Raw genomic sequence first — 25,041 nt, 5'->3', positions numbered from 1 at the left:
AGGGCCCTCACGGGCCCTTTTCTTTGGGGATTAATCAAACACAATTGCCGGAGCTGGCTTTCCAGCCCCCTTGCCTGCCTTCATGTTTTCCCAAACCTTGGCGGCAATATCACGATAGATTTTCGCATGTTCGCTGTTAGGCTCCACGACCGTAATCGGTGTGCCGTTGTCGGAATGCGCGCGCACATCCATATGCAGCGGTACTTCGCCAAGGAACGGCACATTGAGACGTTCCGCTTCCTTACGTGCGCCGCCATGGCCGAAAATATCGTAGCGTGCGCCAGTATCAGGCGCGATGAAATAGCTCATATTCTCGACAATGCCCAAAAGCGGCACATCAACCTTGCGGAACATGGCCAGTCCCTTGCGTGCATCGATCAGCGCCAGATCCTGCGGCGTTGAAACAACGACGGCACCGGCCAGCGGTACCTGCTGCGCCATGGTGAGCTGCGCATCACCCGTGCCGGGAGGCATATCAACAACCAGAACGTCAAGATTGCCCCATGCCACTTCGCGCAACATCTGTGTCAGTGCCGACATAACCATCGGGCCGCGCCAGATCATCGGCGTATCTTCATCCACCATGAAGCCCATCGACATCACCTTGATGCCGTAGTTTTCCATTGGTTTCAAAATGCGGCCTTCTACAGTTTCCGGACGACCGGAAAGACCAAGCAGGCGCGGCATAGACGGACCATAAATATCGGCATCGAGAATACCGACCTTCAGACCATTCGCAGCCATTCCGAGTGCCAGATTGACGGCAGTCGTGGACTTGCCCACGCCCCCCTTACCGGATGCAACAGCTATGATCGCGCCGACACCTGGAATACCGGGCTTGGCCGCCGGGCGCGGCTGTGGCGGATGACGATGCTGCTCTGACGCTGGAGCCGGGCGTGGCTGAGGTTTGGGCGGAGGTGGCGCATCATCGCTTGTGCGCCCCCCCTTCTTTTCCGCAGTCAGTGTGACCAGCGCACCGGACACGCCGGGAATTTCCTTGACTGCTTTTTCCGCAGCCAATCGCATCGGCTCAAGCGCATTTGCGCGATCGGCTGGAACCGTGATGGAAAAGAAGACCTTGCCGTCGGCAATGAAAATATCCGACACCAGACCGAGCGACACGACATCGCTTTCGAAATCTGGCCCTGTCACGACCTTCAGCCGTTCCAGAACCTGCTCACGCGTTACGCCTGACATTATCCCACCTCGTCTGCGGCAAGCTTCACGCTTGCCCGCTTTGCATGTCTTGAGATAATCCAGTTTTAGCCAAAAGGCCAATAGAACCAAGCAAAGAGTTTTTGAGAGACAGGTGACATAATGGCTAAAGCCATCCACACGATGATACGCGTTCTTGATGAGGGAAAGTCCGTTTCCTTCTACGACCAGGCTTTTGGTCTGAAGATCGCCGAGCGTATCGATTTCGAGAGCTTTACGCTTGTCTATCTGCGCAACGCGGAAGCTGACTTTGAGGTCGAGTTGACCATCAACAAAGGGCGCACCGAACCTTACAGTCTCGGCGATGGCTATGGCCATCTGGCTTTCGTGGTCGATGATCTTGATGCGGAACATGCCCGTTTCAGTGAACTGGGCTTTAAGGTCGGCAAGCTGGTGGATTTCAAGAATGGCGACGTGCTAGTCGCGCGTTTCTTTTTCGTCGAAGACCCGGATGGCTACAAGATCGAAGTCATTCAGCGTGGCGGACGCTATCAATAAGTTTTTTGGGCGAGCGGTTTATCAAATTGCTGCTCGCCTTCTCATAAACCAGCTTCTATTTGACGCTTGGCAAAGACGGTTGGCTTGGAATAGATAAGGTCAATCCTGAAGGAGCACTTGGATTGAATAGGCGCACAGTCCAGTTACAGGCAACATTGGCAATACGCATTCTAAGCGTATTGGCGTTGATGCTTGTCGCTTTCGGACACAAGCCGGTCGCGCTCGCTTCTCCAGAACGATTGCTGCTTGCACAATATGTCTTGCCTGATGGCAGCTATCCGGTGCTTTGCATCACTGATCATGCGATTGATCATGACAGCCATGACGGCGACCAGCATGTGCACAACAACAATATTTGCGATGCCTGCCGCATTTCATCGGCATTCCTTTGCCCAACACCTGCACCATCAACAGGGGCCACAATCAATATTGCAACGGCTGATATTATCACGCCGTCAGAACCAATTCTGAGGCTGCAGACCTATCCGCCTCAAGCGCCGCCGCAAGCGCCACCTTTCGCCTGAAATCAATCTTTTCCTGCACGCACTTAGAAAAGCTGCGTCCCGACACATGATTATTCAGGTTTTTTACAATGAAAAATGCTCGTCTTTTGACATCCGCCATTTCGCTTTTTGCCCTTTGCGCTTCCGCAGGCATGGCTAATGCACACTCCTCGCTTGATCAGAGCGAAGCCACGGCAGGAAGCCGCTATAAGGCTGTGGTTCGCATTCCACATGGTTGCGACGGCAAAGCCACAACCTCAGTGAAAATTGAACTGCCAGAAGGTTTCGTTTCAGCTCAGCCACAGGCAAAAGCCGGTTGGAAAATTGAAACTGCCAAGGGTGATTACGCACAGAGCTACAAAGTCCATGGCAAGGACGTAACCTCCGGTGTGAAGCAGGTCACATGGAGCGAAGGCGAGCTGCCAAGCGACTTCTATGATGAATTTGTCGTGGTCGGCCAGCTTGCCAAGTTCGACAAGGACACGACCCTCTCCTTCCCGGTCACGCAGTTCTGCGGCACAGATGATTCTGTCGCGTGGATCGAAATTGCCGCAGAAGGCCAGAACCCGCACGATCTCGAACATCCGGCACCGCAGCTTCGCGTGATGGCTGCGTCAGGCACCGATGAACATGCGGGCCACGGCGGACATGGTGACCATGCCATGGCCCCGACCAAAATCGGCGATCTCAGCATCAGCGGTCCATCGATCCGCGCTATGGTTCCCGGTGCAAAGGTTGCAGGTGGTTTCCTCACCATCAAGAACGACGGCAAGGATGCAGACAAGCTGGTCAGCGTTAGCACAACCGGCGTCAAGCGCGTTGAAATCCATGAAATGAGCATGGAAAATCAGGTCATGAAGATGCGCAAGCTCGACGGCGGATTGGATATTCCGGCAGGCGAAACCGTGGAACTGAAATCAGGCGGCTATCATCTGATGTTCATCCAGCCCGACCAGCCTTACAAGGAAGGTGACAAGGTTTCCGCGACGCTTGAATTCGAAAAGGCTGGCAAGGTCGATCTCGAATTCCCTGTGACGCCACAGAGCGGCAAGTCCGACGATCATTCAAAACATTGATTTAAAGAGCACAAGGGCGATAACGCGCCTCTCTCCGTGCTTTATGCGCCCGTTTGCCGCAACCGCTACCCAGTTGTAGCGGTTGCGTTCTTCGTTTATTGCTATAAACATGAATTTAATAGTCTAGAATAATTCTACACTGTTGAAATAATTCACTTTTCTAAAAGATGAGTAATTGACTCCAGATCAATTAGCAGCTTTTATGCACCAGAGTTATTTTGTGCAGCCTTTGATGTCTGGGCCTTGAACCCGTTCGATTGGAGGACCTTATGATCGGTCTCAGTGAGTGCCGGTCCGCAAGTGTGGATGGATTGCCTTGGCAACTTCATCTTTTGCCGACCGGATATTGCAATGCGCGAGGGGAAACAGAACGTCTCGCGAAGCATAAACAGCAAAGTTGTGCATCAGTTCGTCCCGCTGAATGGAGGCGAACATGAATATGCGCATTTCGGAGCTGAACGGCGCCAACAGCGTGGGCTACTATGATCGCCTGCCGGAAAAACTGGTGCTTGAAGGCTATCGCCGCTGGACTGCCGGTTTTGAAACCGGATCAATCATTCCCTGGGAAATGACCTGGGGCCTCTATTCGGAAGTGCTCGGAGCCTCTGAAGCAAAGCGTGCAATCGCCGAGCTTTCTCAGTTTATTCGTGTACTGCGCCATTGTGCAAGCTGTCAGCTGCGCGCATTTCCATTCGATTCGCACCACGTGTGCCGTGAGGAATGTCTCACGCTGGGCCTGATTTCGGGTCTCCAGAATCAGGATGGATTGCTGCTCGAAACCTGCCTCGAGGCAATCGCCTGCAAACGGCGTTGCGACGATGTGGCAGATGCAGCCCGCAATTTTGCCGACACATTGGCCGATTTCGGACAGACTTTGTTGCCAATACCGATTCATGCCATCGACATTGCTTTGAACATAACCCGTCGCGCGACCTTTCACTGATCTCAGGAACGCTGCGTAGGAAACCACTTTGATTTAGGCCGCTAATTGCGGCGCGAGGAGAACAAAATGCAAGCCAGAACCGAACGACGCCTCGGCTTTGTTGCAGCCATTGCTCTGACGACAGCAGCCTTTGCCATGCCGGCAATATCCACCCAGATGGCGCAGGATATGACCGTGCCCAAATCGCAAACACTCCATGCTTCGGTCGACAGCATGAAGATTGAGCTTTCGCGCCTCGTCGCTTTTGCCGATACGGCCGCCAAGATTGGTCGTTACGAATAATCGTCGCGAACGGAGTATCCGAATAGCCGGGCAATACGACCTCCAGTCAGCCCGGAAAACTTTAGAGCGCGCGCATTTTCTGAATGCGCGCGCTCTGATTATTTGCTCTTTGCACATCTTATCCGAAAACCGCTTCACACTTTTCGGGATGCGCTTTACAGCGGTTCCAGTTCAGACTGAATCGTTGGAGCCGCTGTAACTATTTGTTTTTTCGCATTATCCTACGCAAAACCGCTTCGCACTTTTTGCTGGAAATGCTTTGAGTCTTTAGCGAGATGAAACACCGATCATCCAACGATGATCGGTGCCTTTCCCTGAACACGATTATAGAGATCGATGATGTCCTGATTCATCAGGCGAATACAGCCAGACGACATCGACTGACCGATCGACCACCATTCAGGCGACCCATGGATGCGGTAGCCCGTGTCGCGGCCATTCTGGAAGATATAAAGCGCACGCGCACCAAGCGGGTTTTGCGGACCCGGCTCCTGACCATTGCGGTATTTTTCCAAATCTGGCCTGCGCTGGATCATTTCCGGCGGAGGAGTCCAGCGCGGCCATTGCTTCTTATACTGGACATTGGCACGGCCCTGCCATTCAAAGCCCGCCTTGCCGATGCCGACGCCATAGCGCAGCGCTTCACCGCCCGGAAGGACGTAGTACAGGAAGTGATCTTTCGTGCTGACCACAATCGTTCCCGGCGCTTCGCCTGTTGGATCCGGCACGATCTGGCGACGAAACTCTTTCGGCACTTTCTGATATGGAATAGCCGGGAGAGCATAGGGCCCTTCCTGCACCGAAGCATACATGACATCCGGCGTCGTGATGTTCTTGTCAACGCTGATTTGCGGACGTATCGGCGTAATGCCGCCCGTCGACATCGGATCAATGTTCATCTGAAAGGCAGACATGTCCATGGTTTGCGAACAGCCTGCGACACCGCCAAGCATGGCAGCGCCGGTGCCCAGCAGAAAATGACGGCGGCTTAATTTCTCACTCAACTTAGACATACAAATCGTCCAACTCGAAACAATCGGCAAAATGCCCTTTTATCATCTCGACAATTTGCGTCCTTATGGTTGAAGAAGCGTTAAATCACTCGCGCAAACGTTAAGAAAAATGGTTACTGAGACATCGATAAAATAAAGGCCGGGTATCGACCCGGCCTTTTTGATCAGGCTTTGCTGATCGTTCAATAGTCTTTTTCGTAGAAAATACCGCCACTGGAATCGCCTTCCGATCCCAGAGCACCCTTCACCTTGAGGTTTCGGGAAATGTCGAGATTGACTGTGCCCTTGGTCGAGCCACCGGAGCCAGCTTCTACGCCGAGATAGATATTATCGCGAATATATCGACCGGCACGCACAGCGGTTTCGCCGTTGCTGTCGGTCACCACATCAATATCATCAAGGCCCGTTCCCTGACGCAGTTTGCCCATCAGCGAATTGTTGGAACCACCGGCAAGTTCGGCTGCAGCGGCTGCAAGCTGTGCAATCTGGAAGGCCGACAATTCACCAATTGAACGCTTGAAGATCAGATGCGCAAGCACTTCATCCTGTGGCAGTTCCGGCGAGGACGAGAAGACGATATTGAGATTATCAACCGTGCCGGTAACCGTCACAATCGCCGTAATATCGCCGCCTTCGCTGCGCGCAACGAAGTTGAGCTGCGGATTGAGATCACCCACCAGTGTTACATGGCCTTCGTCAAAGGTAATGCGCTGGCCAAGGATGCCGATGCGACCGCGGATCAGGTCGAACGAACCCACCGGCTGGATGCCGGTCACTGGACCGGTAAGCCGCACACGCCCACCCAATTCCGTATCGAGGCCACGACCGCGCACAAAGATCTGGTTTGGCGCGCTCACAACAACATCGAGACGCGGAACCGTTGGACGCGCGGTTGGTGTCGGCACCTTGCTGCGGCGCGTTTCGACCTTGGCACGATCAAGTGTTGCCTGAACATTCTTTGGCGTATTGATATGGCGAACAGGAACGTATGACGCGCCGCCGCCCAGATTTTCCGGAACCGTAATCTCGGCACGATCCACATCGATACGGCCTGAAATCAGCGGATCGCGCATCAGCGGGCCGACAATCGAAATGCCACCATTGACGGTTGCCACCACCAGCTTGCCGTCAGCATAGCGCGCACGATCCAGCTTGATATTGATATTGGCGGGAAAATTGGCCGCCGCATTGGTCGAAATCGTCCCGGTCGCAGAAATCGCACCGCCGCTGCCAAAGGCTGCATTGACCTGACGAAGCGTGATAGTTTCACCCTCCATGGCGCCCATAACATTGATATTGTTGAGGCGAACATTGGTTTCAGGGTCGATGAACTGCGCNGATATTGATATTGGCGGAAAAATTGGCCGCCGCATTGGTCGAAATCGTACCGGTCGCAGAAATCGCACCGCCGCTGCCAAAGGCTGCATTGACCTGACGAAGCGTGATAGTTTCACCCTCCATGGCGCCCATAACATTGATATTGTTGAGGCGAACATTGGTTTCAGGGTCGATGAACTGCGCGCCCGAAGTCGAGAACATGCCGCGTAGCTGTGGCTTATCAAAGCCACCTGAAACATTTGCTGTCAGCGAAAGCGTACCGCTTGCCTGCGCACCGCGATCCGCAAGGAAGCGATTGGCGAGCGCCAGAGGCAGGCTGCCCGAAACATTCACACCAAGTCCCTGCCCCGAGAACGGCACCTTGCCATTGGCCGTGACATTGAGCCCCTGCGGACCGTCGACGGTCAGCGAGGAAATATCGACTGCCTTGGCCGCATAGTTACCAGCAGCCTGCAGGCTCAAAGGTGCAAGGCCATTATCGCGCAGAGGCTTTGCCGCCAGTCCTGTGCCACGCAGATTGAAGCTTGCAGCAGGATTGGTCAAAGGTCCGGTGACACGCGCTGTACCCGTGACATTACCCGCAAGGTCCTGCCCTTTCACAGCGCCATTCAGTGCAGTCAGTGGCAGATTGGTGAGATTGATATCGACCGCCATATCGCCCTGTCCGAGCGGAACACCACCCTTTGCGGTCACATCAATGCCGCCACCACCAGTGACGTGAGCATCCACATTCAGACGATTATTATCCGAGCTACCCTTGGCATCAGCATTGAGCGGGGCGATGCCCTGATTTTTCAGCTCAGCCGCAGTTACGCCGCGCGCAGCAATATCGAATGCCGCATTCGGCTTTTCACGCGTGCCTGTGACGCGGGCCGTACCATTGATCGTACCGCCAAGGCCAAGCTCCGGCTTGAAAGTATTGGCAAGAGCCAGTGGTAGATTGGAAAGGGCTACCGAGAGATCAAGACGCTCTCCGATCGCACCATTGACCTTGACCTGTCCGTCACCCGTATTGATGATGATATCGCCAAACGAGATGTCGCTGCCCTTCATGGCAATGGTTGCAGGTGCAGCAAGCGTTGCTGACAGTGCGCCTTGTTTCACATCGGCTGATGTCAGTCCGAGTTCAAAGCCGCCGTCCTTGGGTTCAAGTGAACCAGCAGCATTTGCGACTGTCCCAATCTTGAGCTTGGTGCTTGCCGTAAAGTCGGTCTTTGTTCCTGTTGCATTGGCCTTGGCATTGAAATTATCGATACCAAAAGTGCCAACCAGAATATCGCGTGCACTCGCTGCACCATCGACAACCGGTACGCCCAACAGGTCCTGTGCGGTGAGTGCGATGTCGGCAGACGCAATATGGTTGCCATTGATCTTCAGGCCATTGGCCTTGGCGTTTACCGTTGCATTCTGTCGCTCGCCATTCGCATCAAGTGTGATGTCAGCATTTGCAGCGCCCGTTGCTTCAGCTAAGAAAAGGGCGGCAGCCGTCGAAATATCCGGCGCATCCACATTCAGCTGACCAGCCAGCAGACCTTTGGCATTCTGCGTGACATTGCCTGAAAGATGCGTGCCGCCTGCATTGAATACAAGGTTGGTCAGACGCTTCTCGTCATTGACGATATCGATCAATGATCCGAGATCAATCTTCTCGCCATTGAGGGATGCGCTGCCTGCGAGCTTGCCCGAAAGCGATGCACCCGTCGTTGCATTACCGTCCAGAAGCGCATTGAAATCCAGAGCCCCATCGGCGAGCTTGCGATCCGCAAGTGTTCCTTGTGGTGCATCAGCACGAAGGGCCAAGGCGATCAGTTTGTCATCGCCACGCGCGCTCCCCTTGATCGTCATGCGACCGGAAGCTTTGTCAGACAGAAGCTTGAGATCAGACAGCATGACGCCAAAATCGAAATCAGCCTTATCGGATGCAAAAGAGCCATTGGCTGTGATTTCGCTCAGCTCATTGCCGATGCGGAAATTGCGCGCGGAAAACCCTTGTGCGTTACGTCCCAGCGCCCCGCTCAGATCGACATTGCCGTCGAGAATATTATCGACCGCTTCCGTGCCCGTGCGCATGTTCTGCGCGGTTCCATCGAGATCAAGCTGGAAGGCACCGCTGACGGGGCTGACCGTGCCAGTTGCTTTTACGTCGATGCTACCTGCCAGATTGCGATCCGCCAGCGCCCCATAAGGCGCAAGGCTTGCGACCTTGGCGAGAATATCGCCATTGAATGCAAAGTCAGCAATATTGCCCTGAAGCTCAAGGCTCAAGCCGTTGCCTTCAATGCTGGCCTTTGCGAGTTCGACAGCAGTACCGGCACGCCAGCCACCCGCAATCGTCAGGTCGATTTTTTCGCCCAGCGCTTCAGCAACTTTCGCGTCGACCGCATTGATACCGCTGACGCCACCCTTGACATCAAAGGTTACACGGCGATTGGCTGCATCGTTGAGGTTTTCAGCAACGCCGCCCATGTCGAGTGCGATGCTCGATGCAGAAACAGTCGCATTCTTGAATCCAGCAATCGCGAGCTTTCCGGTCCAATCATTGGTTGGGCGGTCGCCGTAGGAAACCTGCAACGTGGCATTATTGATAGTTGTTTCACCGCCCTTGACCGGCAAAAGTATCTGGTCTTTGCTATCATCCTGAATATTCGCATCAACGCGCAGCTTGTTCAGAAAGCCGTCGCTGCCCGATTCTGCAGAGGCCTTCACCTTCAATGCAGCGGTCGTCAGCGCCAGATCGTCAAGGCGGAAACCACCGCCATCTTTCAGCAGGCCATTCGCGGAAAGGGCCGTTTCAGCGCCAAAAAAGTCACGAAATGCCGGAGGGACCAGAACCGCGATAGGTCCATCGACACGAGTTGCAAAGACGCGGCCATCGGCTTGACGTACCAGTGTGAAGCCACCTGTCAGCGTGCGGTTGCCATTGGTATCAAGTGCCAAATCAATTTTGAGGTCGTCAAGCGTTCCCTTGCCGGTTAAAGTGAGATCAACCGGCGGGCGTCCATCGATATTGAGCAGATTGGCGACGATGCCATTGGCAGGCTCTGCGACTTTGAGATCAAGGTCAAGCTTCTGATCAGCATTGGCATAGGCTGCCCTGAGCGCGAAATTGCCACCCGGCCCATCGAGACGCTTGATATCAAACGATGAATTCAGCGATCCGCTGGCGAGCGACAGATTGCCGTTCAGCGATACTTCCGATTGCAGCCCGAAAATATCCTGACCAAAGCGCAGGTGAGCTACATCGAGACTATCGATATTGACCGACAGCGGCAGCTCCGGCAGGCTGAAACTCGAAGATTCAGGCGATGGCAGGCTGTTGTCCGGCAATGGTTTGCGGATGATGTCGATACGTTCGGCCACCAGTGACTGAATGCTCAGACGACCGGTGAACAATGCTGTACGGCTCCAGTTGAGCTTGGCATTCTCAATACGCAGCCACACACCTTCGCGGTCTGCAATGGTGATCGCCCCAACACTTGCTTCAGACGACAGAAGACCACTTAAGCCTGAAAACTGGATACGGCGGTTTGGCGCGGAAAGTTTGCTCTCCACAAAAGAAATAAAATACGACTTTTCCTCTTCCGCCTGCTCCTGCGCGACCACAGGAATGGCAAAGAGAATGAAGGCTAAGAGTGCAAGAAATCTGGTCAAAACGCCTGTCCTATGCCTACGTAGAATGCATAGCTCGGATCGCCCGAGCGGCGGTTAAGTGGAAGTGCGACGTCAAGACGAATAGGTCCAAGCCCCGTCAGGTAGCGCAGACCCAAGCCCGCGCCGATACGCATTTCTTCCGAAAAATCTGGATAGGACTGCTCGCCCACATAGCCTGCATCGACGAAGCCCACCACACCGATGGAATCGGTCACGCGTGTACGCACTTCGCCCGATGCCTCGACCAGTGAGCGGCCACCGATAATATCGCCGGTCGATGTTTCAACACCGACACCACGATAGGAATAGCCACGGATGGAACCGCCGCCGCCAGCAAGGAAGAGCTGATTGGGTGGAAGATCTTCGATCTCCGCACCAACGATAGAACCGACCTTCACGCGGCCTGCAAGGATCACACGGTTCGTTGCGCCAAAGCCGTAATAGGCGCGACCTTCCGCGGTGAAACGGGTCGCGAAATTGCCGCGCTGGAACTCGTAAAATGGCTGAACATTGCCTTCGAGATAGACGCCGGAGCTTGGATCAGGTTTGTTGTTGCGGCCATCATAAAGAAGATTGCCTTCAAGCCCGCCTGTCGTGAAATCACGCGTTCCGAAATAATCGTCATCGAAGCGGCCATGGCTTGCCTTGGCGTAAAGCGCACCCGAAAGCTCGTCGCTGAAAATCTGCGTAAAGCCAGTCTTCGCGTTAATCGAGGTTTCGGTATAGGCGTCAAGCACTTCGCGCTTGGCATCGAGCGCTGCCACGAAATCCGTATCCGGCGTATAAACGCCCGGCTTCGTGAAACTTGTGCCAACAGTATAGGTGAAGTTGGCCGGATTAAACGAGTTGTCCTGCGATCCGCCGACACCGCTGATTTTGGCATCGAAGCGCAGACGCTCGCCTTTACCGAACAGGTTGCGATGCATCCAGTATCCGGTCACACCAAAGCCATCAAGCGTCGAATATTCAGCACCAAAGCCAAACCGGCGTGGCTTACGTTCCTGAACATTGAGCGTCATTGGCAGACTGCCATCGGGCTCGATCTTCTCGGCTTCTTCAAAATTCATTGCACGGAAAACCTCCATGCGTCCAAGGCGCTTTTTCGCCTTCTCGATATCGTCGGGATCGTATTCCTGTCCCGGCTTCAATCCTGTCATCCAGGCAACGAATTGCGGGTCCATACGCGCAGTACCAACCACGCTTACAGGGCCGTAATGTGCCTTGCGGCCCGGATCGAGCGATACATCGGCCGCAAGCGTGTTACCATCGTGATCAGCGACGATATCTTCGCCAGTCACCTTAGCTTTCGCATAGCCTTGCTGACGCCAAGCTTCGACCGCCAGACGTTCCGCTTTCAGGATCGTACCTGAACGAGCTACCTGACCGGGTGCAAAACCAGCTTCTTCCGGCAACGGCACTTTATCGCGCTTGTCGACAGGCGGGGGAGCAATATTGGAAATAGCGGTGCGCGAAAACAAAAACTGCGGCCCCGGATCGACGGAAATATCGATCTTGGCATTGTCGGGAATATCGGCATCAACCGGAATGTCATTGGCTTCACGACCATCGACCTTGATAGAGATCGTGCCGCCGTATCGGCCTTCGCCATATAGCGCTGACAGGATGCGACGGTAGTCGCCACGCGCCTTGGCAAGCAACCCAGCCGAGCCCGAAGCGGGCTTATCCGCATCTGAAACGAGGCCGGAAGCGCCCTCAATCACAGATTTCACATCTGCATCACTGCCATCGGCATTCTTCCGACTGCCTGTCGCTTCTACATTTACTGAATAATGCTTGGGATCGGAGATGACCGCATCGGCATCATCCGTCTTGTCCTTGCCCCAAAGCCGGACACCAAAAATCTCGAACGCCAATGCAGGCGACACTGTCATCGAAGCAAATTGTACCGCCAGCGCGAACACAATGAGACTTCTTCCCTGTATCGTCCTGTTACTCCAAGTCATACACGTTACTGTCCGGTTTCTATTTCATGACCGCTCGGGTAGCGCTTCGTCCTCCCCAATCCCAGGACGTTTCAGGGATTACCATAGAGTAGTGGGAAGGCCAAGCTTCAACCCAAATGCGCTATGACATTTCAGGCCTGGACGAGTTTTTATCTAAGAAAAACCGAATATAAGCGACGGTCCAACTAGAATCTCAAAACACTTCCAAAGCCCAAAGGTCAGCTGTTTCTTATTTTGAATAGATTGAGTCAATGGACAGTTAATGGGGAGCGTTAATGTTGAGACAGTTGATGTTGGCAGGGCTCAGATAACAAAATGATTGCGGCCCGCTGGAGGGAGGGGAGTCCAGCGAGCCGCGGATCAGGTCATCAGGAGGGGAGGATAACGACCTGATATCAAGCAATTTAGGTGATATTCCTAACGTCCGGCGTGCATAGGCCGCATGTTTCCAAAATGCATGCCTCCGCCGCCGAAATCGCCACCGAAACCACGGCCGCCGAATGCAGGGCGGTTAAATCCGCCGAAGTGACCTGGACCAGATGTGAAATGTGGTCCCACGCCCAGGCCAGGCGCCCAGTTTCCACGTCCTCCGTTTGGCCATCCTCTACCACCCCATTGCGGACCGTGCCCCCAACGCGGGTTCCAACCATTGCGCCCACCGCCACGATTGGATTGGCAGTTGCGACCGATACAGCCGTTGACATAATTCGGGCCACCACGCCAACCGGGGCCACCCCAGCCTGGTCCCCAATAGCCACCGCCCGATGCCCAGCCTAAACCGAGACCAAGTCCGAAACCGGGGCCCCAACCGTTATCATAACCGTCATTGCTGACGATAACGGTGGTATTGGGTGGGGCGGCATATGTGCTGTTATACGAACCAAAGCGGACATAACGTGCAGAGACGAAACCAACACTGTTACCGTTATAAATCTGACACCAGCCATTGCGGCAGGAACCGGCATTGACCGCTATACCTGCGGGAAGTGTTGCAAGCCGTCCGTAATTTGCACCGGGTCCGGAGCGAACGTTTACTGAGGCGGATACATAAGCGGTAGCAGCAGAAGCAATTGCGGGAGTGAATAGCGTAGCGGCTACAATTGCCATACCAGTGACACGTCTTTTTACAAGAAAATCCTTAAATAAAGACATCAAAAATTCTCCAAAATACAGAGTAAATAGAGACGCATTAATTATCAAACATAAAACATACTATAACAATATTGCTCACATTGCAAACAATTCAACCAATAATGGTAAATTTATGACTTAAATTATATTCATATATACTTAACAATACAAGCGAATCACGCCGTTATTATAAACAATTGATTAAATTTTTATATTTTTTACTTTTTGGAATCCTGCCGTTGACTGCATCACTCTTCAGGGATCTGTGAGAGACTTTTTCTGCTCGCAATGACCAGCCGTCGTCCGCAGACAACACCTGATTGTAGACAACCTTGCCAGGATCAGTTCGTCTGTCGACAGCACATCCAGCACACGTCGTATCGATACGGAATGCCCCTTTCTAAAGCGAAACGTCTTATCGCTACCGGAAGATCAGGCGAAGCTTTAGCATTGAAATTGGCAACGATATGGAGGCAACATGACTTAGAGCGCGCATCTTACACAAAAACCGCCTCGCACTTTTTGGGATGCGCTGAAATTATTCGCTTTGCGCACATCTTATCCAAAAACCGCTTCACACTTTTTGGGATGCGCTTCAAAAATGAAGGCGCCCCGGAGGGAACCGGGGCGCCACGCGGCTTTTAAGGGGGAGAGGAGGAAAAAAGCCGCAAAACCGGGCCGTCAAGCCTGGTATCTGGCATCAAAAGGCCGACCAAAAAGCCGGCCTTCTGAAATGCACTTATGGCAGATTACGCGCATCGTCCGGCGTCATATACATCGGCATCATATTGGTATCGAGGTGATGCATGACCCAGATGGAGCCAGCAAGCACGATCGCAAGAATGATGACCGTGAAGATGAGTGCCAAGATGTTCCAGCCATTTTCTGACTTCGGATCAAGATGCAGGAAGTAAACCAGATGCACCACGATCTGAACAGCAGCCATACCGATAACGATTGCTGCAGTCGTTGCTGGCGTAAAGTAACCGTTCATCGCCAGCATGAACGGAACGATGGTGAGAATGATCGCCAGAGTCAGACCAATCAGGTAGGACTTCAGGCTGCCATGTGCGGCTTGATCGTGTGTTTCGTGTCCAGAGCTCATCACAGTACACCCAGCAAATAGACAAGGGTAAAGACGCCAATCCAGATGATGTCCAGGAAGTGCCAGAAGAGGCTCAAGCACATCACGCGCGTCCGGTTCTTTTCAGTCAGGCCATCACGCAGAAGCTGGGCCGAAAGCACCAGAATCCAGACCAGACCCGAAGTAATGTGGAGACCGTGCGTTCCAACCAGCGCAAAAAATGCCGAAAGGAATGCCGAGCGATCCGGACCTGCACCTTCAACGATCAGGTGATGGAATTCATAGATTTCCATGACCAGAAACGCTGCGCCGAGCAGGAAGGTAACGCCCAACCAGAACAGAACGCCTGCACGGTTATTCCTGAACATTGAAAGCGTCGCCAGACCATAGGTCAGCGAGGAGGCCAGCAGGATCATGGTTTCGGTTAACACGAACTGCAGGTCGAAGAGTTCACGGCCGGTTGGACCGCCCGCGAACTGATGCGCCAGAACGGCATAGGTTGCAAACAATCCCGAGAAGAGCACGCAGTCGCTCATCAGGTAGATCCAGAAGCCGACCAGTGTGGTCGACCCTGCATCATGATGATCTTCGTGAGCGGGATGCTCGTTCCCACCCTTGAAAGGGCCGGTGGTAGTAATAGTCGCGCTCATGGATCAGGCCTCCTGAGCATTCAGTTGCCGAGTATGTGCGTCTTCGACGCGCTGTACTTCATCGGCCGAGACATAGAAGTCTCTGTCATTGTTGAAGGAGTGGGCGATAGCAACGGCGAAGACTGCGATAAACGATGCAATTGCCAGCCACCAGATATGCCACACCATTGCAAAACCGAATGGAATGCACAGGATACCGATGATGAAGCCAGTGCCGGTGTTCTTCGGCATATGAATGCGGGCGAACTTTTCGGTACGACGAACATAACCGTTCTGCTTCATATCCCACCAGCTGTCATGGTCACGCACATGCGGAACTTCAGCGAAGTTGTAGAATGGCGGAGGCGACGAAATCGACCACTCGAGTGTACGTCCGGTACCCCAGGAGTCGCCATCAACGACGCGTAGTTTTTCACGATCGCGAATGGAGATCATGATCTGAAGCACCTGGAAGACGATACCAAGCAGGATGATTGCAACGCCGACAGCGGCAATGATCAGATAGATATGCCATGCCGGGTTTTCAGTGTGGTTCAGACGACGGGTCATGCCCATGAGACCGAGCACGTAGAGCGGCATGAAGGCCATGATAAAGCCAACAAGCCAGCACCAGAACGCCTTCTTGCCAAGGCCTTCATGCAGCTTGAAGCCAAAAGCCTTTGGCCACCAGTAGATGAGACCGGCAAAGCAGCCGAACAGAACGCCCGAGATGATCACATTATGGAAGTGGGCGATCAGGAATACGGAATTGTGCAGCACGAAATCCGCAGGCGGAACAGCAAGCAGAACGCCCGTCATACCACCTACAACGAAGGTGCACATGAAGCCGATGGTCCACATGACCGGCGTTTCCATGCGGACGCGCCCCTTATACATGGTGAAGAGCCAGTTGAAGACTTTCGCGCCTGTCGGGATCGAGATGATCATGGTCGCAACGCCGAAGAAGGCGTTTACGCTTGCACCGCCACCCATGGTGAAGAAGTGGTGCACCCAGACGAGGAACGACAGAATGGTAATGGCAACGGTCGCATACACCATCGACGCATAGCCAAACAGACGCTTGCCGGAGAAGGTCGCGATGATTTCAGAGAAAACGCCGAAGCAAGGCAGAACCAGAATATAGACTTCCGGGTGACCCCAGATCCAGATGAGGTTGATATACATCATCGGATTACCGCCACCATCATTGGTGAAGAAGTGGAAATCCAGATAACGATCAAGCGACAGCAGGGCGAGCGTCACGGTCAGGATCGGGAACGCAGCCACGATCAGAACGTTCGAGCAAAGTGCGGTCCAGGTGAAAACCGGAACCTGCATCATACCCATGCCGGGCGCACGCATCTTGATGATGGTGGTGATCAGGTTCACGCCCGAAAGCAGCGTACCCATACCAGAAATCTGCAAGGCCCAGATATAATAATCCACCCCGACATCCGGACTGAACTCCTTGCCGGAAAGCGGCGGGTAAGCCAGCCAGCCGGTCTTGGCGAATTCACCGATACCGAGCGAAAGATTGATCAGGATCGCACCGGCAACCGTCAGCCAGAAACTCAGTGAGTTGAGGTATGGGAATGCCACGTCACGCGCACCAATCTGAAGCGGCACGGCGAAGTTCATCAGACCAACGATGAAAGGCATTGCCACGAAGAAGATCATGATCACGCCATGGGCGGTGAAGATCTGATCGTAGTGATGTGGCGGCAGAAAGCCTTCATTTGCACCAGAAGCCAGAGCCTGCTGGGCACGCATCATGACAGCGTCCGAGAAGCCGCGGAACAGCATCACGAAAGCCAGAATAATGTACATAATGCCGATGCGTTTATGATCGACAGAGGTCAGCCAGTCGTTCCAAAGAACGCCCCATTTTTTATAGTAGGTAATGGCTGCGAGAATAGCGAGCGCCCCACCAGCTATCGCGGTCAATGTGACCATGATGATAGGCTCGTGATAGGGGATCGCTTCGAGCGTAAGTTTTCCGAACATTTCTATTCTTACTTCGATTGGAGTGCGATCAGCAGCTTAGCCCCGGATAGAGCATCGGGGCTAAGCTGCATCGGCAAATCAGTTTTCAAGCTGCGAAAGACGCTGCGGCTGGATGGCGCAAATGATGTCATTTGCCCACAGGCTGAAATCGACAGGCGATGACTTGCGCAGATTTGCGCGCGCTGCCTGAGCCATCTGGGCCTGATGCATCTGATCATCGAGGCAAACAGACTTGCCGTCCCAGCAACGGTTCACGATGTTATGAAACAGCGCTTTGTCATTGTAGGCAAAGTACTGAACCGGAGCCTTTTCGCTCGGTTGAACCAGCGAAGCATAACGCTCACGCGACAGTTCCTGACCCGAAGCCTTGGCATCAGCAATCCACTTGTCAAAGCCTGCCTGATCCAGCGAATGCGCCTTAAAACGCATCTGGGCAAAGCCCTGACCGCTATAATTAGCGGAAATGCCGTCAAACACACCTTCATGATCAGCAATCAGGTGCAGCTTGGTCTGCATGCTTGGCATGGAATAGACCTGGCTACCGAGTTGCGGAATGAAGAAGGAGTTCATGATGTTGCTGGAAGTCAGCTTGAAATTGACCGGCGTACCGACTGGCATCGCCATTTCATTGACCGATGCAACACCCAGATCAGGGTAGATGAACAGCCACTTCCAATCGAGCGCGACAACTTCAACATTGATCGGCTTCACGTCGGATTCCAGCGGACGATAAGGATCAAGCTTATGCGTGCTGATCCATGTCACTGTGCCGAGAACCACAATGATGGCGCACGGAATGAGCCAGACCGCAGCTTCAATCTTGGTAGAATGATGCCAGTCAGGCTTGTACTCTGCCTTGTCGTTGGTGGAGCGGTACTTCCAGGCGAAGTACAGGGTCATAAAGATGACCGGCAGCACGACAAGGAGCATCAGTCCAGTCGCAAAAAACATGAGATCGCGTTCTGCCACACCGACCTCTCCCTTCGGAGAGAGCAGGACCTGGTTCTCGCAGCCGGCGAGAATCGCCGTGAGGGCCAAGACGGCGAACGAAACGATCGTCCGGGGGGTGCCGTGTTTCATTTGTCTTTCCATCCTGCGCGCAGAGCTTTCGCTCTGGTGCATTCGTCATTTCCTAGATTTCGGTAAATTCTGAAAATTTCAAAAGTACCGTTATAACGAATAATTCCGTTTGTCACGCGTCAGACCAAAAATGTATTGGATAGAAATGTCGCGGCTGCATACGCAATGTGAGTCATAATCGCCCCACCCGGAATCAAATTGGATAAAACCAATTCCCGTCGGCGGTTCCCTACAAGTTCATCTCCAAATTTACAAGACGATATTCAACGTTAAACTGAAAGTGATTAAACCCTACTCGAAATTCATATCTATAGAATTCCTCAAGCTTAAATAATACTAATAGAAGTTATTCAAATTCACGAAGATACACAAGATCAACATGAAACAGCTTCAACATTGCATATATCACAGCAACGCCAACAACTCTATGCATTTCGCTTCACGTTAGACTCTGGAGCGCGTATCAATCTGATTGAATCAGATCGGCACTCTAATGTTTTATTTAAACGCGCATCTTTTCCGAAAACCATTTCACACTTTTTGGGATGCGCTCAGATCAATTCCAGTTCGCGTTTTGATGCTATAGGTTAGACTTGCAGGAATACGATCTCACGGAACGCTTATGATTTTTGGTAACTGGCCGATTGAAGAAACTGAAGGGACAATGCTTGCTTATGCAATTGCCGCAGGCGCCCACAGCTTCCGAAAAGGCACATTGCTCACATCCGATCATATTGAGATATTGGAACAGCAAGGCATCACACATGTTTTCGCGGCTCGTCTTGAAGACGATGACATTGGCGAAGATGAAGCGGCCCTAGCTATCGGAACGCTGCTGATTTCAAACAATATAGAGCCGGGTAAACCTGTTACCGGCCGTATAAATCTCTTTGCCCGTCACGACGGCCTGTTCCATGCCAAAGCAACTGCCATCGACAAGATCAACCTACTCGATTCACGCATCTCGGTGGCAACCTTGCGCAATGATTGCCGCGTTAAAGCCGGGCAGATGGTGGCGACGGTTAAAATCATTCCCTTTGCCGTTCCCGCAACGCTGATCGAAAGTCTGCACACATTGCAAGGCGGGCAGGACATTCTTGACGTCAGATCATTCAAGGCGACGAAGATTGGGATCATACAATCCCAATTACCCACCATACGCGACAGTGTGCTCGACAAAACCACCAACCTGATCACCAAGCGCGTGGAGCGCAATCAAGGCTCAGTCATAGAGGAGCGTCGCGTTGCTCATGAACAGGACGCAATAGCAAAAGCAATCGATGAACTTGTACAGTCCTGCGATGTGGTCCTGATCGTCAGCGCCTCTTCAATCGCGGACGAAGCCGATATCGTTCCGCACTCCATCGTGGCGGTCGGCGGGGAGATTTTACGCATCGGCATACCAGTTGACCCGGGCAATCTTCTTGTTCTGGCAAAGTGCTACACAAAATATATTGTTGTCGCTCCCGGATCGGCGCGCAGTGCGCGTGAGAACAGCCTCGACTGGGTTCTGGATCGCCTGATGGCTGGCCTGGAACTTACGGCAAATGATCTCGGAAAAATGGGGGTTGGAGGACTTCTGCTTTAAAAACTATAGTCGAACACAAGAATGCCTTCGATACCATTCTCGGCAAGTTCGACAAGCCTTGTTCCGACAACTACGTGATCGGGGTGAGGAAGATAAGCATCGCGCGCCGCTGCATCTGCAAAATCGACGACAAACCCGTGCCGGAATCCCTTTTCCAGGGCTTCTGGACTGACATTGTCACCTGTGCTGACGGCAACAATGCCTTCGATTTTCTCACGCAGTGCAACAACCTGATCGAGTACATCCGCAATATCATCGGACGCGACATCAGACCTGAACCGAATAAGAACGATGTGTCGTATCATTCATTGCCTCCCTATGAAATGTCGCACCACATTATGATGCATCATGGAAACTGTGAAACGATTTCAGAAATATATGCACGAAATCAAAGACCATAGGCGCGAAGGCAGTTTCAAGCGAAAGTCGCACCACTTTTCCTGAAACAGCCAATTGGCTCAAGCCCCCATTGAGTGCCATCAAAAAAGGGGTGCCTTCAAAAACGAAAAAGGCCGGGCTGAACCCGACCTTCCGCTTCCATTCTGGGTGCGCCAGTACATCCGTGGTCACACTACCGAATGAATTCCCGATACACGACGAGATTTAGCACCTCTCCGTTTCAGGATTATGACAACCTCAGACAATCCGTCCGGTTGTCCAAGCTCAACTCGGAGCCGCAAACAAACGGGCTGACGGCTCAGCTCTCGAACAGTTGCTTTATTTCGGGTATTTATCCCGAAAACCGTCTCACACTTTTCGGGATACACCTGAATAACAATATCCGATCAAGCAGCCATTGGCTCGTGCGTCGGTTCCTGATGATTGTATTCCCAAACCTCGATCAGGCACTGCCGCATCAAATCCAGATCAACCGGACCAATCCGACTTAGTACAAGATCAAGCTCGTCAGGCTCCACACCTCTGTTGAGAAGCTCAACGATTGCCTCGGTCAGAACTCTTTTGTCGTCAAATCTATAGCGCTGCATAAAACCTGCTCCGCTAATTGCCCCATTTTGATACAGATAGACTAAACCAGTATGGTTAACCGAAGCTTACCTTTTGATAGCGATGGCGAGCAAAATTCCCCACGCTTGTTGGTTCATTTTCATTTTGATTAGCGACACCAAATCTAAAAATCCCCCATTCAATAAATTCAAAATATATTCATAAAACAACAATATTGCGCCTTAAATTTACTATATATACCACATAATCCAAGCAAAAATCGAATACTCCCTTCATTTAATCTCGTGCTTTTAAATGAAAACACTAAAATTCTTAAAAAACACGCGATGCGGCCTTTGAGTTGCATGAAACTACCCCGCCTCATCATCCTTATCGGGGCGGGGTTCCTCGGCGGATATCTCGTTACAATTCAGTATAAAGGCAACGTCCATACGATCATCCCGGGACGAGCCTATCGCTCCAATCAGCCTGATCCCGTACGCATCGCATCCCTGCAGAAGCTTTATGGCATCAAGACCATCATCAATCTGCGTTGCCCCGAACCGGGCTCGAAATGGTATGATGAAGAGATCGCAGCCGCAAAGACGCTTGGCATCAAGCATGCGGATTTCGAAATGTCGTCGAGACAGGAGTTAAGCCCCACACAGGCCAGACAGCTGATCGCCCTGATGCAGAATGCGGAAAAGCCGGTTCTCATCCATTGCAAGTCCGGTTCGGACCGCACCGGCTTGGCTGCGGCGCTCTATGTCGCTGCAATCGCCAAAGGCAACGAGCGCAAGGCTGAAGGGCAGATGTCGATTGCCTACGGTCATTTCGGCTTTCCGCTTAGCCCGACCTATGCAATGGAAAAGACATTCGAAGCGATAGAACCGGAACTCGGCTTTCCCGGCTCCTGATAGCTTACCACTCCCTAAATGCAAAACGCCGGGGATAAACCCCGGCGTTTCTTTTGGTTTCAAAGCCAAGCTTATTCGAGGCCGACGATCTTGCCATCCGACCACTTGAAAACATCGAAGCTTGGCGAAGACAAATCGCCCGTTTCGCCGTAGGTCAGCTTGCCGATAACCGTTTCGATTGGCTGGCCGTCACGAAGGGTCTTCGCAACCGCTGCAGAATCATCAGTCGTACCAGCGCGTTCGATACCGCTCGCGAGAACCTGAACAGCGGCATAAGCATTCATGGTGAATGCTTCGACCGGAATCTTCTTGGCGGTCAACGCATCGACAGCTTCCTTAGAAGCCGGGTTCTTTGTCGCATCAACAGCGTTGGTGAAGAGCGTGCCTTCAGCATTGGTGCCGCCGATTGCCCAATATTCGGTATTGGACAGACCTTCACCGCCGAGGATGAGCGCCTTGAGACCCGCATCGTGCAGCTGACGGGACAGAAGACCGCCTTCACCATGATAGCCACCGAAGTAAACGATTTCAGTGCCAGCGGCTTTCAGCTTGGAGACGAGCGCGCTGAAGTCCTTGTCGCCTGGCGTAACGGAATCATATTGAACTTCGGTGATGCCACCCTTGTTGATCGCAGCCTTGAAGGAATCAGCCAGTCCCTTACCGTAAGCGCCCTTATCGTGGACGATTGCGACCTTCTTGTCCTTGAAGTTCTTCAGGAAGTAGCTGGCCATGACGTCAGCCTGCTGGTCATCGCGACCGCAAGTGCGGAACACGTTTTCCAGACCGCGTGCGGTCAGATCCGGGCCGGTCGCGGTTGGGGTAACCATCACAACGCCGTTTTCCGAGAAAACGTCGGAAACAGGAATTGCAACGCCGGTCGTGACCGGGCCAACAACGAACTTGATGCCGTCGCCAACGATCTGGTTGGCAGCGGAAACACCCTGCTTCGGTTCACCGGCGTCGTCAGCGAATTTCAGAACGATCTTTTCGCCCTTGATGCCGCCCTTCGCATTGATGACTTCAACGGCGGTTTCCGCACCCTTCTTGACCTGATCGCCATAAGCAGCGACCGGACCGGTAAGCGGCGCAACAACGCCAATCGTGATATCTGCATAAGCGGCACCCGCAAAGCCGAGTGTTGCGGCAAAAGCCACGCTGGAAAGCAGTTTCAGGTTCATTCTTTTTCTCCTTTGGTGAGGTCTCGTTTTTCCCGATGACCTCAGACAACCCATGCCGGTCAAATCTCAGCGCGTCTGCGCTGCCGAATTACCGAGCCCTCCCTTTTTTCATCGTACGATCTCAAAGGGTCAATCCAAAAGCACGCCGCCCCACTCATCGAAGAGGCCAGAGCCATAATATTATCCGAAATTGCATCTACCCTTTCGGAATCATGCTCCGGAACGGGAGCGAGCTTTCATGATGTAATAAGAATGCATTTCCGGCTTCCGATTGCAAGGGGCCAAGTGCCCGCAACTACAACGAAAATCGGCTCCTCCCAAATGTTCAGTTCCCTCCCTTCCATGATGGTGATTTCTTCGCAAAAAAGGCCGCGATTCCCTCCGCGGCCTCTGGCGTTTCCCATGTATCGGCAAGACGGGTCAGCGTCATTTCGATGACGGCCTCGTCTATCGGCGCGCCCAGCGCATGAACCAACCTCTTGGAGGCGGCAACCGCTGCGGGCGCGGTGGCAAAATAGGGTTTGATCTCCACCTCCACCGCCGCATCAAGACGTTCCGCCTCGACCACGTCATGCACCAGCCCGATCCGCCGTGCTTCCTCGGCATCGAACAGCCGCGCCGAAGTGAATGTACGCAGCGCATTCGCCTGCCCGATGCGCGCCACCACATAGGGGCTGATGGTGGCCGGTATCAGGCCGAGCTTCGTCTCCGTCAGCCCGAAGCGTGCGCCGGAAACGCTGATCGCAGCATCGCAAACGCTGATAAGGCCGACACCACCCCCATAGGCCTGTCCGTTGATGCGCCCGATCAGCGGCTTTGGCAGATCGCGCAACGCTTTCAGCATGAGGGCGAGCTTGCGCGCTTCCTCGATGCGCTGCGCGCGCGTGGCTTTCACCTGTTCCTGCATCCATCCCAGATCACCGCCTGCACAAAAACTGGTGCCATTGCCGGTCAGGACCACGAGGCGCACGGCGTCATTATCCGCCAGATGCAGCGTCGCCGTCAGAAGCTCATCGATCATCCGACCGGATAGCGCATTGTGCTGCTCCGGACGGTTGAGCGTCAGTGTCGCGACACCGCGTTGATCTATCGCAATCTGGATCGTCTCAAACACCTTCATGCGGCTTTGTCCTGACGCAGCGCCTGCGCGAACAAGGCCGCTGATCTGAGCTTATCCAGATTGAGGCCGGTTTCAAAACCCAATCCATGCAGCATTTCGACGACGGAAACCGTATCGACATTGCCCTTGGCGCCCGGCGCGAAAGGACAGCCGCCGAGACCTCCGACCGAAGCATCGAACACGCGCAAGCCCTTCTCCAGACTGACGCGGATATTGTCGAGGGCCCGCCCGCCCGTGTCGTGATAATGGCCGGCAAGGCTGTGCGCAGGCGCAATGGCCAGCACGGCATCCAGCATGGCTGCAACCTTGTCCGGCGTGCCACGCCCGATCGTATCGCCGAGGCTTACTTCGTGACAGCCGAGCGAGAAGAGCTGTTCGGTCACATCGGCAACCGCTTGCGGGGCCACCGGCCCGTCATAGGGGCATTCCACGACGCAGCTCACATAGCCGCGAATGGCCAGACCATCATTGATCGCAGCACCGATGACCGGCGACAGCCGCTCGATGCTTTCAGCGATCGTGCAATTGATATTGGCTTTCGAAAAGCCTTCCGAGGCGGAAATGAAAACCGCAATCTCGTCAACATTTGCAGCGGCGGCAGCTTCATAGCCCTTCATGTTGGGCACCAGCACCGAATAGCGCACGCCATCAGCACGGCGAATCCCGGCCATAACCTCTGCGGCATCCGCCAGTTGCGGCACCCATTTCGGGCTAACGAAACTCGTTGCCTCGATGCGGGCATAGCCGCAATCGGACAGGCGGTCGATCAGCGCGATCTTGTCCGCTGTCGGCACAAACCGCTTTTCATTTTGCAGGCCATCACGCGCAGCCATTTCAACGATTTCTACGTGTTCAGCCATGTTCTTCCTCCCGAGCGGGATG

Annotated in this window: 21 protein-coding genes and 2 pseudogenes; 7 read left to right on the top strand and 16 right to left on the bottom strand. The window is 53.4% G+C overall.

Going from position 1 to position 25,041, the window contains the following annotated elements; translation table 11 throughout:
- Positions 1–30 precede the first annotated feature (30 nt).
- The gene (apbC, locus tag CEV33_RS15050; protein ID WP_094541237.1) at positions 31–1,197 is read right to left on the bottom strand and encodes an iron-sulfur cluster carrier protein ApbC; all 1,167 of its coding nucleotides are present in this window, start codon (positions 1,195–1,197) and stop codon (positions 31–33) included.
- Positions 1,198–1,317: 120 nt separating this feature from the next.
- On the opposite strand from apbC, the gene CEV33_RS15045 reads away from it, so the two are divergent.
- The 5 genes from CEV33_RS15045 (at position 1,318) to CEV33_RS15025 (ending at position 4,517) form a co-directional block, all read left to right on the top strand.
- The gene (locus CEV33_RS15045) at positions 1,318–1,713 is read left to right on the top strand and encodes a VOC family protein (RefSeq protein WP_094541236.1); all 396 of its coding nucleotides are present in this window, start codon (positions 1,318–1,320) and stop codon (positions 1,711–1,713) included.
- Positions 1,714–1,901: 188 nt separating this feature from the next.
- Positions 1,902–2,237, top strand: coding sequence for a hypothetical protein (locus tag CEV33_RS15040; protein WP_235818444.1), 336 nt, complete (start codon positions 1,902–1,904; stop codon positions 2,235–2,237).
- Between the two features lie 68 nt (positions 2,238–2,305).
- The gene (locus CEV33_RS15035) at positions 2,306–3,292 is read left to right on the top strand and encodes a DUF1775 domain-containing protein (protein WP_094541235.1); all 987 of its coding nucleotides are present in this window, start codon (positions 2,306–2,308) and stop codon (positions 3,290–3,292) included.
- A gap of 433 nt (positions 3,293–3,725) precedes the next feature.
- Positions 3,726–4,235 carry a hypothetical protein gene (locus tag CEV33_RS15030; RefSeq protein WP_208620206.1) on the top strand — a complete coding sequence of 170 codons (510 nt, stop codon included), beginning with the start codon at positions 3,726–3,728 and terminating at the stop codon, positions 4,233–4,235.
- Positions 4,236–4,301: 66 nt separating this feature from the next.
- The gene (locus CEV33_RS15025; protein ID WP_094541234.1) at positions 4,302–4,517 is read left to right on the top strand and encodes a hypothetical protein; all 216 of its coding nucleotides are present in this window, start codon (positions 4,302–4,304) and stop codon (positions 4,515–4,517) included.
- Between the two features lie 287 nt (positions 4,518–4,804).
- Here the strand turns inward: CEV33_RS15025 and CEV33_RS15020 are convergent, their stop codons facing one another.
- The 9 genes and pseudogenes from CEV33_RS15020 to cyoA all read right to left on the bottom strand — a co-directional run bounded on the left by CEV33_RS15020 (position 4,805) and on the right by cyoA (position 18,411).
- Entirely contained in the window at positions 4,805–5,530 is a 726-nt protein-coding gene (locus CEV33_RS15020; protein WP_094541233.1) for a L,D-transpeptidase, read from the bottom strand.
- 182 nt (positions 5,531–5,712) lie between these two features.
- Positions 5,713–6,759, bottom strand: a pseudogene (locus tag CEV33_RS15015) (translocation/assembly module TamB domain-containing protein); the annotation flags it as partial.
- Between the two features lie 151 nt (positions 6,760–6,910).
- A pseudogene (locus tag CEV33_RS15010) lies at positions 6,911–10,465 on the bottom strand (translocation/assembly module TamB domain-containing protein); the annotation flags it as partial.
- A gap of 50 nt (positions 10,466–10,515) precedes the next feature.
- Entirely contained in the window at positions 10,516–12,483 is a 1,968-nt protein-coding gene (locus tag CEV33_RS15005; RefSeq protein ID WP_445433017.1) for an autotransporter assembly complex protein TamA, read from the bottom strand.
- Between the two features lie 417 nt (positions 12,484–12,900).
- The gene (locus CEV33_RS15000) at positions 12,901–13,635 is read right to left on the bottom strand and encodes an SH3 domain-containing protein (protein WP_094541231.1); all 735 of its coding nucleotides are present in this window, start codon (positions 13,633–13,635) and stop codon (positions 12,901–12,903) included.
- Positions 13,636–14,353: 718 nt separating this feature from the next.
- Entirely contained in the window at positions 14,354–14,719 is a 366-nt protein-coding gene (cyoD, locus tag CEV33_RS14995; RefSeq protein WP_094541230.1) for a cytochrome o ubiquinol oxidase subunit IV, read from the bottom strand.
- Positions 14,719–15,348 carry a cytochrome o ubiquinol oxidase subunit III gene (gene cyoC, locus CEV33_RS14990; RefSeq protein ID WP_094541229.1) on the bottom strand — a complete coding sequence of 210 codons (630 nt, stop codon included), beginning with the start codon at positions 15,346–15,348 and terminating at the stop codon, positions 14,719–14,721. The genes cyoD and cyoC overlap by 1 nt, the downstream gene beginning before the upstream one ends.
- Positions 15,349–15,351: 3 nt before the next feature.
- Positions 15,352–17,331, bottom strand: a complete 1,980-nt coding sequence (gene cyoB / locus CEV33_RS14985) for a cytochrome o ubiquinol oxidase subunit I (RefSeq protein ID WP_094541228.1) — start codon at positions 17,329–17,331, stop codon at positions 15,352–15,354.
- A 78-nt stretch (positions 17,332–17,409) separates the two neighbouring features.
- The gene (gene cyoA, locus CEV33_RS14980) at positions 17,410–18,411 is read right to left on the bottom strand and encodes a ubiquinol oxidase subunit II (RefSeq protein ID WP_094541227.1); all 1,002 of its coding nucleotides are present in this window, start codon (positions 18,409–18,411) and stop codon (positions 17,410–17,412) included.
- A 622-nt stretch (positions 18,412–19,033) separates the two neighbouring features.
- Between cyoA and CEV33_RS14975 the strand changes: the two genes are divergently transcribed.
- Complete coding sequence (locus tag CEV33_RS14975) at positions 19,034–19,999, top strand: molybdopterin-binding protein (protein ID WP_094541226.1); 966 nt, start codon at positions 19,034–19,036, stop codon at positions 19,997–19,999.
- Here the strand turns inward: CEV33_RS14975 and CEV33_RS14970 are convergent.
- The 3 genes from CEV33_RS14970 to CEV33_RS14960 form a co-directional block, all read right to left on the bottom strand.
- Positions 19,996–20,304 (bottom strand): Dabb family protein, encoded by a 309-nt coding sequence (locus tag CEV33_RS14970; RefSeq protein WP_094541225.1) that lies wholly within the window; start codon positions 20,302–20,304, stop codon positions 19,996–19,998. The two genes, CEV33_RS14975 and CEV33_RS14970, sit on opposite strands and share 4 nt — an antisense overlap.
- A gap of 31 nt (positions 20,305–20,335) precedes the next feature.
- On the bottom strand, positions 20,336–20,569 hold the full coding sequence (locus CEV33_RS14965) for a hypothetical protein (protein WP_094541224.1): 234 nt from the start codon (positions 20,567–20,569) through the stop codon (positions 20,336–20,338).
- 215 nt (positions 20,570–20,784) lie between these two features.
- Positions 20,785–20,985, bottom strand: a complete 201-nt coding sequence (locus CEV33_RS14960) for a hypothetical protein (protein WP_024898280.1) — start codon at positions 20,983–20,985, stop codon at positions 20,785–20,787.
- A gap of 324 nt (positions 20,986–21,309) precedes the next feature.
- On the opposite strand from CEV33_RS14960, the gene CEV33_RS14955 reads away from it, so the two are divergent.
- Positions 21,310–21,861, top strand: coding sequence for a tyrosine-protein phosphatase (locus CEV33_RS14955; protein ID WP_208620205.1), 552 nt, complete (start codon positions 21,310–21,312; stop codon positions 21,859–21,861).
- A gap of 71 nt (positions 21,862–21,932) precedes the next feature.
- Here CEV33_RS14955 and CEV33_RS14950 read toward each other — a convergent pair whose 3' ends face one another.
- The 3 genes from CEV33_RS14950 to CEV33_RS14940 form a co-directional block, all read right to left on the bottom strand.
- Positions 21,933–23,039, bottom strand: coding sequence for an ABC transporter substrate-binding protein (locus CEV33_RS14950; protein WP_094541222.1), 1,107 nt, complete (start codon positions 23,037–23,039; stop codon positions 21,933–21,935).
- Positions 23,040–23,364: 325 nt separating this feature from the next.
- The gene (locus tag CEV33_RS14945; RefSeq protein ID WP_094541221.1) at positions 23,365–24,159 is read right to left on the bottom strand and encodes a crotonase/enoyl-CoA hydratase family protein; all 795 of its coding nucleotides are present in this window, start codon (positions 24,157–24,159) and stop codon (positions 23,365–23,367) included.
- A complete protein-coding gene (locus CEV33_RS14940; protein ID WP_094541220.1) occupies positions 24,156–25,019 on the bottom strand; it encodes a hydroxymethylglutaryl-CoA lyase in 864 nt (287 codons plus the stop codon). Before CEV33_RS14940 ends, CEV33_RS14945 begins: the two co-directional genes overlap by 4 nt.
- Positions 25,020–25,041 lie beyond the last annotated feature (22 nt).

Origin of the sequence: Brucella grignonensis, assembly GCF_002252505.1 — a bacterium.
GTDB classification, from domain to species: domain Bacteria; phylum Pseudomonadota; class Alphaproteobacteria; order Rhizobiales; family Rhizobiaceae; genus Brucella; species Brucella grignonensis.
This window is presented reverse-complemented; position numbering and strand designations above follow the sequence as displayed.